We start from the raw sequence: 12,747 nt of genomic DNA, 5'->3' as shown, positions 1-12,747 counted from the left end.
TCGCGAGCAAGCCCCCACAGGGGCTCTATGCCGTACACAAAATCTGTGTCCACTGACGATCCAGTGTGGGAGCGGGCTTGCTCGCGAAGGCGTCAGTCGCAGCACCGAAATCCGACAGGCAAATCCTTGATCTCTGTAGTGCAATAAACCCTTCGCAGCGCACCTGTTTAAAGACATCCGGTGTTACGCCCGACAGCCTACAAATCCTTGCGCCGCTGCCTACGCCTGCGCCAGAATCCGCCGGCTTGTGCGCCCCGGAGCCCATCGGTAACTTGAGTCCGTCACTGATTTCCAGTGATCGGGTTTAGTAGCCCGTGGTGTTTGGGGCGTATAGCTCATCAGTTGATCAGGTCTTTTGCCTGAACTTTATGGTGGCTGTGCGCAGGGCGCCTTCGGGCGCGCCGGTTTCCCAGATCCCCGGTCTACTAACCTGCGCACAGCTGCCTCCTATTCTTTTAGTAGAGAAGCGGTGGTTAGCCCTCAATGAGGATCTGGTAAATGTTCAAAGTAACGCCCAACCCGCCGGTCACCGACACGGTCTCCCCCTACGAATCGCCCGATTCAAAGAAATTCCACGAAGCCGCCGAGCGCGCCCTCGACCATTACCTCAAACCCGCCGACCAAATCATGGCCGCGCCGTACAAACCCAACGCGCTGTACATGGCGCACCCCGAGGCCGACACCGAATCCCTGCTGGCCGATGCCAGTGAAACCCTCGGTTCGGCCACGGTCATGATCAACAACCATGTGGCGCTGGTTGAAGGCACGCACCGCAAGACACTGCAAGGTATTGCTCAAGTGGTGATGCTGGCCGAATTGGCCGTCAATCGCGTGTTGGACACGTTAGTGCCGACTGAGTAACGAAAAAGCCCGCAGTCAAACCCTCACGGTTTGGCTGCGGGCTTTTCTGTGCAGCTTAAAACGGTTTCAAACACTGATCGCGTTGGTAAACACCAGCCGATTGCCAAACGGGTCGGCAATGGTCATGTCCTGACTGCCCCACGGCATGGCCTGGATCTGAGGGTGCGAGAATTTGTAATCCCTGGCCAGCAGTTGCTGCTGAAACGCCTCCAGCTCATCCGTTTCAATCCGCAGCGCCGAACCCGGCGTCGCATCACCATGATGCTCGGACAGATGCAGCACGCACTCCCCCCGCGACACTTGCAGATACAACGGGAAATTCGCTTCGAAACGATGCTGCCAGTCGATCTTGAAACCGAGAAAGTCGACGTAGAACTCTATGGCTTTGGCTTCATCGAAAATACGCAGGATCGGAGTGGTTTTGCCGAAGCTCATGGGGGGCTCCCTGACTGATTGGCCCAAAAGTGTAGCGGGGCTGAATGTCAGCACTTCGGCTTGTGGATGGCTTTCTTTAGTCGCAATGTGCCACTGCTGTGACGCACTGCGCGAAACGTCAACGAAAGCCGTCACGCAAATCGCCCTCGCGGGCAAGAAAGCGCCCTGCCCTTCGCCCATTCGCCTGCCCATCGCCATAACTCAAAACACCGTTGATCCACACCCCGTCAATGCCTTGCGCCGGCCGTTGCGGGTCGCTGAAATCCGCCACATCACGCACCGTTGCCGGATCGAACAACACCAGATCGGCCCAGTAGCCTTGCCGAATCTCGCCCCTGCCCTTCAAACCGAACCGGGCCGCCGACAGACCGGTCATTTTGTGCACCGCTGTGTGTAAGGGAAACAACCCGACGTCACGGCTGAAATGTCCCAACACCCGTGGGAAAGCGCCCCACAAACGCGGATGCGGGAACGGGTCTTCCGGCAGTCCGTCAGACCCCACCATCGACAACGGATGCGCGAGGATTCTTCGTACATCGGCCTCGTCCATGCCGTAGTACACCGCCCCCGCCGGTTGCAGGCGTTTGGCGGCGTCGAGCAGCGGCACGTTCCATTGCGCGGCGATGTCGATCAGGTCGCGGCCGCTGACCTCCGGATGCGGCGTCGACCAGGTGATGGTGATGCGGTGGGCGTCGGTGACCTGTTTGAGATCCAGCGTCGATGAACTCGCCGCATACGGATAACAATCGCAGCCAACCGGGTGAGTGTTTGCCGCGTCTTCAAGAGCGGCCAACAACTGCGGACTGCGCCCCCAGTTACCGACACCGGCGCATTTGAGGTGGGAAATGATCACCGGCGAGCGGGCATGACGACCGATTTGAAACGCCTCGTCCATCGCCTCCAGCACTGGGGCGAATTCGCTGCGCAGGTGGGTGGTGTAAACGGCGCCGAATGCCGTGAGTTCTTCGCTCAGTTGCATCACTTCATCGGTGCAGGCGTTGTAGGCGCTGGCGTACGCCAAGCCTGTGGATAAACCCAGCGCACCGGCCTCGAGACTTTCGCGCAACTGCTCGCGCATGGCGCTGATTTCGTCAGCCGTTGCGGTGCGGAACAAGTCATCAAGATGATTGCTGCGCAGCGCTGTGTGGCCGATCAGTGCGGCGACATTGAGCGTGGTGTTGGCCGCTTCGACCGCTGCGCGATAGTCGCTGAAACGTGGATAAACGAACGCCGCTGCCGTGCCGAGCAGGTTCATCGGATCGGGTGGATTGCCTTTCAACGTCACCGGCGAGGCGCTGATCCCGCAGTTGCCGACAATCACCGTGGTCACGCCTTGGCTGAGCTTGGGCAGCATTTCTGGCTGACGGATGACCACGGTGTCGTCGTGGGTGTGCACGTCGATAAACCCCGGTGCCAGCACGCGGCCGGCAGCGTCGACTTGTTCGTTCGCGGTGGCGTCGTGCAAGTCGCCGATCTGCTCGATGCGACCATTGACAATCGCCACGTCGGCACTGTAACCGGGGCGGTTGCTGCCATCGATGATCAGGGCGTTACGAATCAACGTGTCGTACAGCATGTCAGTCTCCCAGCGGCAGGTGATCATCGCCGCCACGGTATTCGTCGAGGGCGAGTTTGATCCGCCGCAGACGTTCTTGATTGTCTTGAGGATTGGCCAGCGCCAACTCGGTGGCAAGCACGTCGATGGCCAGCAACATGCCGTAGCGCGCTGCCGTCGGTTTGTAGATGAACGAGGTTTCCGCGCTTTGCAGCGGCAGAACGAGGTCGGCCCGTTCGGCCAGCGGCGAATCGGCGCGGGTGATGGCCAGAATGCGTGCGCCGTAGTTGCGCGCCAGTTCGACGGTTTCCAGTAGTTCCGGGGTAATTCCGGTCAATGAGCAGACGATGACGACTTGCTCGGCGCTCAGGCTGGCGGCGGTCAAACGCATCATCACTGCGTCATGACACACCGCAATCGGATAGCCGAGGCGCACCAGGCGCACCTGCAATTCATCGCTGCACAGGGTCGAGCAGCCGCCCATGCCGAACGCGTGAATCATGCGTGCCTGGCTGAGCATTTTCACCGCGTCGGCAAATCGCGATTCGTCGAAGGCCGCCAGATGCTGGCGCAGCGTGGTTTCGATATCGCCAACAATCTGCCCGTAGAACGCCGACTGCTCAGGCGTGCCGGCCGGGTCGAGAAAACGGCTGCCAACGCCGCTGGCCTGGGCCAGTTGCAGGCGCAGATCACGCAAATCGCGACAGCCGACCGTGCGCGCAAACCGCGACAGTGTGGCGGTGCTGACGTCGGCCCGTTGCGCCAGCTCTTCGAGGCTGGCGGAGGCGGCAAAGCCGACGTCGTCGAGCATCAGCCGGGCAATGCGCCCTTCACCGGCGCTGAAGGAATCCTGACGGGCGCGGATCTGGTAGAGGATGTCCATGACGGCGGGCTCCGGTTACAGCACGTAAGAAAGGCCGACGGTTAGACCGAAAGCAACCAGCGAGATCAAGGTCTCAAGCACGGTCCAGGTCTTGAACGTCTGCGCGACCGTCATGTTGAAGTATTCCTTGATCAACCAGAAGCCGCCGTCGTTGACGTGGGAAAAGATCACCGACCCGGCACCGGTCGCCAGCACCAACAGTTCAGGGTGTGGATAACCCAGACCGATGGCGACTGGCGCAACCACGCCCGAAGCGGTGGTCATCGCCACCGTGGCCGATCCTGTTGCCACGCGCATCAACGCCGCAAACAGCCAGCCCATCATCAGCGGCGACAGATGAAATTCGTGAGCGAGGCCAACGATCTGATCGGTCACACCGGCATCGACCAGAATCCGGTTCAAGCCACCGCCCGCACCGACCAGCAAGGTGATACTGGCCGTCGGCGCCAAACATTCATTGGTGAACTTGAGGATCGATTCGCGGTTGAAACCCTGGGCGATGCCCAACGTCCAGAAACTCAGCAAGGTCGCCAGCAGCAGCGCAATCACCGAGTTGCCGATGAACAACAAGAACTGATTGAAGCCGCTGCCCGGTGTGGAAATCAGGTTGGCCCAACCGCCGATCAGCATCAGCACCACCGGCAACAGGATGGTCGCCAGGGTAATGCCGAACCCTGGCAGGTTGTCGCGCGGTTCGCGGTCGAGGAATTGTTTTTCCAGCGGGTTATTCGCCGGTAATTGAATGCGCGGCACGATGAATTTGGCGTAGAGCGGCCCTGCGATGATTGCCGTCGGTATGCCGATCGCAATCGCATACAGCAGCGTCTGCCCGACCGACGCTTGATAGGCCTGCACCGCCAGCATCGCTGCCGGGTGCGGCGGTACCAGCGCGTGCACAACCGACAGACCGGCGACCATTGGCAGGCCGACCATCAAAATCGACACACCGACGCGCCGCGCCACGGTGAACGCAATTGGCACCAGCAAGACAAAACCGACCTCAAAGAACAGCGGTAAGCCGACCAGAAACGCGATGCACACCATGGCCCAGTGCGCGTTCTTTTCACCAAATTTGTCGATCAACGTGCGCGCCATCTGCTCGGCGCCGCCGGACTCGGCCATCATTTTGCCGAGCATCGTCCCCAACGCCACCACCAGCGCAATATGCCCCAGCGTCTTGCCCACCCCGGCCTCATACGCGCCCACCACGCCGGACGGCGGCATACCCGCGACCAGCGCCAGGCCGATGGAAATCAGGGTGATGACAATGAACGGGTTGAGCCGGTAACGGGCGATCAGCACGATCAGAGCAATGATGGCGACGGCGGCGTAGACCAGCAGCCAATAGCCGAAGGAAGGCGTCATGCGGTACTCCTCGAAAGGGTCACGTTCGAATGGGTTGTGAAACTCATAAATCATTTCGAGATCGAGTTTTCAAACGCCATGAAAGTTATTTTCGTGGAGAGGTAAGACCTGTCGCGGATGAACAGGCCGTGTCGCGATTATTGAAAATCGCGGGGTGGGATTTACATCGTTACGGGGTTAACACAAAACCCTGTGGGAGTGGGCTTGCTCACGAAGGCGGTGTGTCAGGCGACAGCAACGGTGGGGGCCGGGCTTGCTTGTCGCGCACCCCATTCAGCCTTTGAAATCGGCGCTGGCGTAGGCGGCGAGTTTGCTCTGGATGAAGTCGAGGAAGCACTGAATGCGCAGCGCCAGTTGCGAGTTACGGTAATACACGGCGTTGATCGGCTGGCGATAACCGCTGTTGAACTCGGCCAGCACCACGTTCAGGCGCCCGGCGCGAATGTCATCGATGGTCATGAAGTGCGACAGGCACGCGATGCCCTGCCCTTCCAGCGCCAGTTGCCGCACGGTCTCGCCACTGGAGGCGCTGATCGCCGGGGTGATCGGCCAGCGGTCGCCGTGCACATAACGCAACGGCCACTGATTGAGGCCCTCGTTCTGAGTAAAACCGAGCAAGGTGTGTTCGCTCAGATCGGCCACTTGCAGCGGCGTGCCGTGCTTTTCGAGATAGGCGGGACTGGCGACGATCAACAGCGGACTGCATCCGAGCGAACGCGCATGCAGCGTCGAGTCGGCCAGGGTGCCGATGCGGATGGCGATGTCGGTGCTCTGTTCCAGCAGGTCAATGATCAGGTCATTGCTGTTGAGTTCGAGCTGGATGTCGGGGTAGAGCCGGCGGAATTCGTCGATGTACGGTACGACGGCGTGGAGCATGAACGGCGACGCGGCGTTGATCCGCAGGCGTCCGGACGGCGTTTGCTGGCGAGAGGACAGACGTTCTTCGAGCGCGTCCATCTGATCGAGAATCAGCTTGGCGTGCTCGAAGAAATACTTGCCCTCTTCGGTCAGGTCCATGCGCCGCGTGGTGCGGTTGATCAGCGTGGTGTCGAGCTTGGCTTCCAGCCGCGACAGGGTGCGGCTGACCGCCGACGGCGTTTGCCCGACCTGCTCGGCGGCGGCGGAAATCGAGCCGCATTCGATCACGCAGACGAAAATCTGCAACTCATCGGATCTGGCTTTCACGGGTGTCCTCGGATCGATTGGCCTTCACCGCAGGTTCAGGCCTTCGATAGTAGCCGAGCATCAAGCCTTGAGGCCAAACACCTCGGTCAAATGCTGCTCATAACGCGCCACATCGTTTTCGATGTTCGGGCGTTTCATCACGTCAACGCAGAGGAAGGTCGGCAGGCCGGTCATGCCCAAAAACTCGTTGGCCTTGTGGAACGGGAAGTACACCGCGTCCACGCCTTTGGCTTCAAAGAAGTCGCTCGGGTCGTCAAAGGCTTGCTGTGGCGCGTTCCAGGTCAGCGACAACATGTATTGCTTGCCCTGAATCAGCCCACCGCTGCCGTACTTCTGCGACGCGTCGGAACGGGTGCGGCCATCACTGGCGTACAGGCTGCCGTGGCCTTCGGTGAAGACTTCGTCGAGGTACTTTTTCACCGTCCACGGCGCGCCCATCCACCAACCCGGCATCTGATAAATGATCACGTCGGCCCAAAGGAATTTGGCCACTTCTGCGGCAACGTCGTACCCCTCGTCGATGAAGGTGGTTTTGACATCCATACCGCCACGATCCAGCACGCTCAGCGCCGTTTCATGCAGGGTGGTGTTGTAGCGACCGTCAGAGTGGGCGAATTTTTTACCGCCATTGAGCAACAGAACTTTTTTCATGAGAAAGCCTCGGCGCAGCCATTGGGCTGGATGGAGAAGGAAAATTGAATGGCGGCAGATTAACCATCCCTCTTGCGCGGAATAAGCCGGGATGGCGCAAAATACATTTGAGTAAAACGCATGAATCGATATCTGATTGTTGCCGTAGCATTCACAGCCATCTGAATTGGAGGAGTCGTTTCTGATGAGTGAACGCCGGGGTTTCATCCTGCACGCCAAGACCCGCCCAGAGAAAGCCGAGGCTTTCGAAACGCTGTTTCGCGCCTACGTCGAGCCAAGCCGCGCTGAGCCGGGCTGCATCGAATACCACATGCTGCGCGACAAAGAAGATCCGACGCTGTTCATCTTTTACGAGGTCTGGGAGTCCCAGGCGCATCTCGATGTGCATTCGACGCTGCCGCACATGAAGACGTTTTACGCCGAGCGCATGGACTATCTGGAGCGCGATTTCGATATCCGTCTGATCGACATGCTCAGCGAAGCATCGGCTAACCGCTGATCAGCAAGTGGGCGCGGCGCCGCTTGATGGTGCGCGCCCGGGAGTTCAGCGCCCGGCCCAATTACGCCAACGCCTTGCTGCGCGCCTTGACTCTCCCCTAAGGGGCAGACTTCATCCTTGGCTTTTTCATCAGCAAGGACGATGACGATGGGCAAACGTATTCTGTTGATTCTCGGGCATCCTTCGGCGAACAGCTTGTGCGCCGCACTCGCCGAAAGTTATGCACAATCGGCACTCGATGCCGGACACGAAGTTCGCCAGTTGCGACTTGGTGAAATGAACTTCGATCCGGTGTTACGCCAGGGCTATCAACAGATTCAAGCGCTGGAAGATGACTTGAGTGCGGCACAGTCCGACATCCTCTGGGCCGAGCATCTGACGCTGGTTTACCCGATCTGGTGGGGCGGCATACCGGCGCTGCTCAAAGGTTTTTTTGATCGGGTGTTGTTGCCGGGTTTCGCCTTCAAATACCGCAAAGGCAAAGCGTTCCCAGACAAATTGCTGAAAGGCCGCACCGCGGATTTGCTGGTGACCATGGACACGCCGCCCTGGTATTACCGCTGGGTCTATCGCATGCCCGCCTTGCATGAAGTACGCAAGAGCACCCTAGCGTTCTGCGGAATAAAACCACTGCGCACGCTCACGTTCGGCCCGGTGCTGGGCTCAAGCGCTCAGCAGCGACAGGCGTGGTTGCTACAGGCGCAGGCTATCGTCAGTCGTTGAGTCTGGCGATAATCACTGAGGCAAAGCCAAGGTAAAAAGGACTGTTCATGTACATCAGCGAAGCCGCTCAACGCGCCAGCTCCACGGTCAAAACCATCCGCCATTACGAGGCTATTGGATTGCTGCCCCCACCTCGACGACAGGGCAAATATCGCGTCTACGATCAGCAAAGCGTCGAACTGCTGGGTTTTATAAAGTGTGCGAAGGAGATGGGCTTCAAACTTATGGAGCTGCAGAAAATTTTCGCAGGCCATCACGGTGAGTCGATGCCTTGGGCTTTGGCACAGCAGGCCATCGAAGACAAAAAACGCGAGATCAGCGACCAGATCGCCAAACTTTCTCGACAGCACGCGCAGTTGGTGGCATTTGACGCAAACCTGCAACAGGCCCGAGAGCAATGCCCGCTGGAAAATCTGTAAGTGTTGGCGCGTTTCTGAGCAGCTCGATGTCGAGCACAGACAACTGAGCGGCGAGCCGGCGCTATAGGGTGCGACTTCATTCCTCATGTCCACCGCCCGGAGTCCTCATGACCGCGACCGCCCCTATCACCGTTCTGCGCGACACCCACCCGCTGCCGGTACTCGACGCCTGCAAATGGGAAAAACTCGAAGGCGACCCGCACACCGTCAACCTCAATGCTTACACCAGCGAAGACGGCAGCAAGATCATGGGCACCTGGATCTGCACGCCGGGCAAGTGGCGCGTTGAATACGTGAAGTGGGAGTACTGCCATTTTCAGGAAGGCTACTGCGTGATCACCCCGGACGGCATGGCGCCGATTCATCTGCGCGCCGGCGATATTTTCGTGGTTGAACCGGGCATGAAAGGCACTTGGGAAGTGGTCGAGACCGTGCGCAAATATTTCGTGTTCGCCTGATGAAAAAAAACCGGGAAATCACCCGACGTGATTTCCCGGCAACACTGACTGCACGTTGATTGCCCCTACATCGGCGGCGATTGCTATTGCGGTTTGCGATAGCTGTTGATGATCGCCGAGAAGTCTTTCCCGCCGTCCCCCCGCTGGCTCATCGCTTGATACAACTGCTGCGCCACCGCGCCGAGCACCACCGGTTGGTGTGCCTGACGCGCCGCTTCAGTCGCCAGCCCCAGATCCTTGAGCATCAGTTCGGCACCGAAGCCGCCGGTATAACCGCGCGAGGCCGGTGCCGTTTCGACGATGCCAGGCCACGGGTTATACATTTCCGAACTCCAGCAGCGACCGGTCGAACTGTTGATGATCCCGGCCAGCACCGAGGTGTCGATCCCCAGCGCATCGCCCAATGCCATGGCTTCACTGACGCCAACCATCGAGATCGCCAGCAGCAGGTTGTTGCAGATCTTGGCGATCTGCCCGGTGCCGACTTCACCGCAATGCACGATGTTGCGGCCCATCTGCGCCAGCACCGGTTGCAAAGTCGCAAACAGTTCCGGCGTTGCACCGACCATGAAAGTCAACGTCCCGGCGGTGGCGCCGCCCGTGCCGCCGGAAACCGGTGCGTCAGCCATGGCCACACCTTGCTTGGCAGCGGCCGCCGCCACATCGCGAGCGGTCTGCGGATCGATGGTGCTGCAATCCACTGCCGGCACGCCTTTGCCGATACCGGCCAACACGCCGTCCTCTCCCAACCAGACACTGCGCACATGCACTGCCGCCGGGAGCATGGTGATCACCAGTTCTGCATCTTCAGCGGCTTCGCGCGCCGAGGCACGAATGGTGCCGCCCAGTTGTTCCAGTTCTGCCAGCACGGTTTTGTTCAGATCGACCAGACTCAGTGAATGGCCGGCCTTGATCAGGTTGCGCGCCATCGGTGCGCCCATGTTGCCCAGACCGATAAATGCGATTTTCATGGCTCGTTCCTCAGCGCAGGTTGATGGTGGTGTTCACGCCGTCATTGACGCTGTCGTCATCGAACCAGCGCGCCGTGACCGTTTTGGTCTGCGTGTAGAACTGCACCACTTGCTTGCCATACGGGCCGAGGTCGCCGAGTTTCGAACCACGGGAACCGGTGAAGCTGAAGAACGGCACCGGCACCGGAATCGGGATGTTGATGCCGACCTGACCGACGTCGATTTCCGTCTGGAACTTGCGCGCCGCCGCACCGCTCTGGGTGAACAGGCCCGTGCCGTTGCCGAACGGGTTGGCGTTGACCAGCGCGATGGCCTGGTCGAGGGTATCGACTTCCAGCACCACCAGCACCGGGCCGAAGATTTCCTGGGTGTAGATCTGCATGTCGGTGGTCACCCCGGAGAACAGGGTCGGGCCGACGAAGTTGCCTTGCTCGTAACCCGGCACGCTGATGTCGCGACCGTCCAGCTCAAGCTTGGCGCCCTCCTTAATACCGCTTTCGATCAGGTCGAGGATCCGCGCCTTGGCTTTCTTCGAGATCACCGGGCCGACATCGGTGCCCGGCTCGCTGCCGGCGTTGACCTTGAGCTTCTGCGCCAGGGCTTTGAGATCCGGCAGCCATTGTTTGGCCGCACCCACCAGCACGACCACCGAAGTCGCCATGCAACGTTGCCCGGCCGCGCCAAAACCGGCGCCGACCAGTGCATTGAGCGCCTGCTCGCGATTCGCATCGGGCAACACCACGGCGTGGTTCTTCGCGCCCATCATCGACTGCACGCGTTTGCCATGTTTGCCGGCCAAGTCGTAAACGTGAGTACCAACAGCGGTCGAACCGACGAAGGACACGGCTTTGATGTCTTTGTGCGTGCACAGGCCATCAACCACGTCTTTACCGCCATGCACCACGTTGAGCACGCCCGCCGGGACACCGGCCTCAATCGCCAATTCCACCAGCAGCAGGGTCGACAGCGGATCCTGCTCCGAAGGCTTGAGCACGAAGGTGTTGCCGCAGGCGATGGCCATCGGGAACATCCACAACGGAATCATCGCCGGAAAGTTGAACGGCGTGATGCCGGCGCAAACGCCGATCGGCTGACGCAGGGTGTAAGTATCAACGCCACCGGCAACGTTCTCGGCGAATTCGCCCATTTGCAGCGTGCCGATTGAGCAAGCGTGCTCGACCACTTCCAGGCCACGGAAAATATCGCCCTCGGCGTCGGCAATGGTTTTGCCCTGCTCGGCGCTCAGCACCAAGGCAATGCGCTTGGAATGCTCGCGGATCAGCGCTTGCAGCTTGAGCATGATGCGCATACGCGCGCCGATCGGGGTCAGCTTCCAGGTCTGGAAGGCGCGTTGCGCGGCGCTGACAGCGGCGTCGACTTCAGCGGCGGTGGCGAACGGAACTTTGGCCAGCACTTGCTGGGTCGCCGGATTGACGATGTCGTGCCATTCGGTGGACTGCGACTCGACCCACTCGCCGTCAATCAGCAGCTTGACCTTCTGCAGCGTGGTGTCGTTGGGCGTAAGCGATGCGTTCATGCTGGTCTCCAGAACTTGTTCTTATCGTAGGAGCCAAGGCGAAGGGTTCGCCTTGAGATGAGGCGTGTGTCACGAATTGGTTGTCGGACGGTTTTTGGAGTATAGATGTGCAAACTTCTAATAAGAACGCACATATAAGCCCGTCCATCATGCAAAAAAACATCACCTCACTAGGTTCACTGAACTGGGACGACCTCAAGTTTTTCCTCGAAGTCGCCCGCACCCGCAAGGCCAGCACCGCCGCCAAACGGCTCGCCGTCGACTACACCACGGTGTCGCGGCGGATCAGTTCGCTGGAGGCGGCGCTCGGTACGCTGCTGTTCGAAAAGTCACGCACCAGCGGCTTTGTCCTGACCACCGAAGGCCAGCGTTTGCTCGGCTATGCCGAGTCGATTGAAAGCACATTGCACATGGCCTGCGAGCAGGTGTCAGGCTCCGGCGTGGCGCTGTCCGGGCATGTGCGGATGGGCTGCACCGAAGGGTTTGGCAGCTTTTTCATCACGCCGCAGTTGAGCCACTTCGTCGACGCCTACCCGGCGATCTCGGTGGACATCCTGCCCCTGCCGCACTTCATCAGCCTGTCCAAACGCGAAGCCGACATTGTCATTGCCCTGGAACGCCCGGAACACGGGCCATACGTGTGCTGCAAACTCTGCGACTACCGCTTGCAGTTGTACGCAACACAGGACTATCTGGACCAACACCCACCCATCCGCCGCTCGGCCGATCTGAGTAAGCATCAATTCATCAGTTATGTGGATGATCTGGCGTTCAGCTCGGAGCTGTTGTACCTGGCGAACGTGCTGCCAGGCGCCAGCGCAAACCTGCGCAGCACCAGCGTGATCGCGCAATACGTCGCAGCGCAGCAGGGGCGCTCACTGGCAATTCTGCCGTGCTTCCTCGCCGCACAGGACCCGCGCCTGCTGCCAGTGTTGCCGGAGGAAATCGACATCACCCGACAGTTCTGGATGTACTGCCGTGAGGACCTGCGCAAGTTGAAGCGGATCACCCTGTTGTGGGATTACATCCGTGAGGTGACCGAGCGTAATCAGGGTCTGTTGATGGGGCAGACTCGGGAGATGCGGTTTGCTGACTGACAGGCTTTCAAGGAATCAGGTGGCCGGATCGTAGCGAGGTCAGCACGCCCTTTTCAACCGTTTTGTAACAGGGGTTGGTACACGACTTGTAACTTTGAAAGCGCATCG

The 12,747-nt window shown here is 59.7% G+C and carries 14 protein-coding genes; 6 read left to right on the top strand and 8 right to left on the bottom strand.

The genetic code is table 11. The features are described 5' to 3' along the window. Positions 1 to 498: 498 nt before the first annotated feature. Complete coding sequence (locus AACY18_RS17065; protein ID WP_339434146.1) at positions 499 to 861, top strand: DUF6124 family protein; 363 nt, start codon at positions 499 to 501, stop codon at positions 859 to 861. A 66-nt stretch (positions 862 to 927) separates the two neighbouring features. Here AACY18_RS17065 and AACY18_RS17060 read toward each other — a convergent pair whose 3' ends face one another. From AACY18_RS17060 to AACY18_RS17035, 6 genes are all read right to left on the bottom strand, one after another. Further along, on the bottom strand, positions 928 to 1,296 hold the full coding sequence (locus AACY18_RS17060; RefSeq protein ID WP_339465451.1) for a glyoxalase superfamily protein: 369 nt from the start codon (positions 1,294 to 1,296) through the stop codon (positions 928 to 930). A 118-nt stretch (positions 1,297 to 1,414) separates the two neighbouring features. Continuing rightward, positions 1,415 to 2,872 (bottom strand): N-acyl-D-amino-acid deacylase family protein, encoded by a 1,458-nt coding sequence (locus tag AACY18_RS17055; protein WP_339465450.1) that lies wholly within the window; start codon positions 2,870 to 2,872, stop codon positions 1,415 to 1,417. Position 2,873: 1 nt separating this feature from the next. Next, the gene (locus tag AACY18_RS17050) at positions 2,874 to 3,734 is read right to left on the bottom strand and encodes a MurR/RpiR family transcriptional regulator (protein WP_339434143.1); all 861 of its coding nucleotides are present in this window, start codon (positions 3,732 to 3,734) and stop codon (positions 2,874 to 2,876) included. A gap of 15 nt (positions 3,735 to 3,749) precedes the next feature. Next, positions 3,750 to 5,099 carry a GntP family permease gene (locus AACY18_RS17045; protein WP_339465449.1) on the bottom strand — a complete coding sequence of 450 codons (1,350 nt, stop codon included), beginning with the start codon at positions 5,097 to 5,099 and terminating at the stop codon, positions 3,750 to 3,752. Positions 5,100 to 5,372: 273 nt separating this feature from the next. Continuing rightward, on the bottom strand, positions 5,373 to 6,284 hold the full coding sequence (locus AACY18_RS17040) for a LysR family transcriptional regulator (protein ID WP_339434141.1): 912 nt from the start codon (positions 6,282 to 6,284) through the stop codon (positions 5,373 to 5,375). 60 nt (positions 6,285 to 6,344) lie between these two features. After that, on the bottom strand, positions 6,345 to 6,935 hold the full coding sequence (locus AACY18_RS17035) for an NAD(P)H-dependent oxidoreductase (protein ID WP_339434140.1): 591 nt from the start codon (positions 6,933 to 6,935) through the stop codon (positions 6,345 to 6,347). A 184-nt stretch (positions 6,936 to 7,119) separates the two neighbouring features. Between AACY18_RS17035 and AACY18_RS17030 the strand changes: the two genes are divergently transcribed. The 4 genes from AACY18_RS17030 to AACY18_RS17015 all read left to right on the top strand — a co-directional run bounded on the left by AACY18_RS17030 (position 7,120) and on the right by AACY18_RS17015 (position 9,034). Next, the gene (locus AACY18_RS17030; protein ID WP_339434139.1) at positions 7,120 to 7,434 is read left to right on the top strand and encodes a putative quinol monooxygenase; all 315 of its coding nucleotides are present in this window, start codon (positions 7,120 to 7,122) and stop codon (positions 7,432 to 7,434) included. A 147-nt stretch (positions 7,435 to 7,581) separates the two neighbouring features. Then, complete coding sequence (locus AACY18_RS17025) at positions 7,582 to 8,157, top strand: NAD(P)H-dependent oxidoreductase (protein WP_339434138.1); 576 nt, start codon at positions 7,582 to 7,584, stop codon at positions 8,155 to 8,157. Between the two features lie 47 nt (positions 8,158 to 8,204). After that, positions 8,205 to 8,576, top strand: coding sequence for a MerR family transcriptional regulator (locus tag AACY18_RS17020; protein WP_221730505.1), 372 nt, complete (start codon positions 8,205 to 8,207; stop codon positions 8,574 to 8,576). A gap of 107 nt (positions 8,577 to 8,683) precedes the next feature. Further along, a complete protein-coding gene (locus AACY18_RS17015; RefSeq protein WP_122589396.1) occupies positions 8,684 to 9,034 on the top strand; it encodes a cupin domain-containing protein in 351 nt (116 codons plus the stop codon). A gap of 83 nt (positions 9,035 to 9,117) precedes the next feature. Here the strand turns inward: AACY18_RS17015 and mmsB are convergent, their stop codons facing one another. Then, positions 9,118 to 10,005, bottom strand: coding sequence for a 3-hydroxyisobutyrate dehydrogenase (gene mmsB / locus AACY18_RS17010; protein WP_339434137.1), 888 nt, complete (start codon positions 10,003 to 10,005; stop codon positions 9,118 to 9,120). 10 nt (positions 10,006 to 10,015) lie between these two features. Next, positions 10,016 to 11,542 carry a CoA-acylating methylmalonate-semialdehyde dehydrogenase gene (locus tag AACY18_RS17005; protein ID WP_339465448.1) on the bottom strand — a complete coding sequence of 509 codons (1,527 nt, stop codon included), beginning with the start codon at positions 11,540 to 11,542 and terminating at the stop codon, positions 10,016 to 10,018. A 149-nt stretch (positions 11,543 to 11,691) separates the two neighbouring features. On the opposite strand from AACY18_RS17005, the gene AACY18_RS17000 reads away from it, so the two are divergent. Further along, a complete protein-coding gene (locus AACY18_RS17000; protein ID WP_339434135.1) occupies positions 11,692 to 12,639 on the top strand; it encodes a LysR family transcriptional regulator in 948 nt (315 codons plus the stop codon). Positions 12,640 to 12,747 lie beyond the last annotated feature (108 nt).

It is taken from the genome of Pseudomonas sp. EA_65y_Pfl2_P74, assembly GCF_963970575.1.
In the GTDB taxonomy this organism is placed as follows: domain Bacteria; phylum Pseudomonadota; class Gammaproteobacteria; order Pseudomonadales; family Pseudomonadaceae; genus Aquipseudomonas; species Aquipseudomonas baetica_A.
The sequence above is the reverse complement of the archived record's forward strand: the minus strand, read 5'-3'. Positions and strand labels throughout refer to the sequence as shown.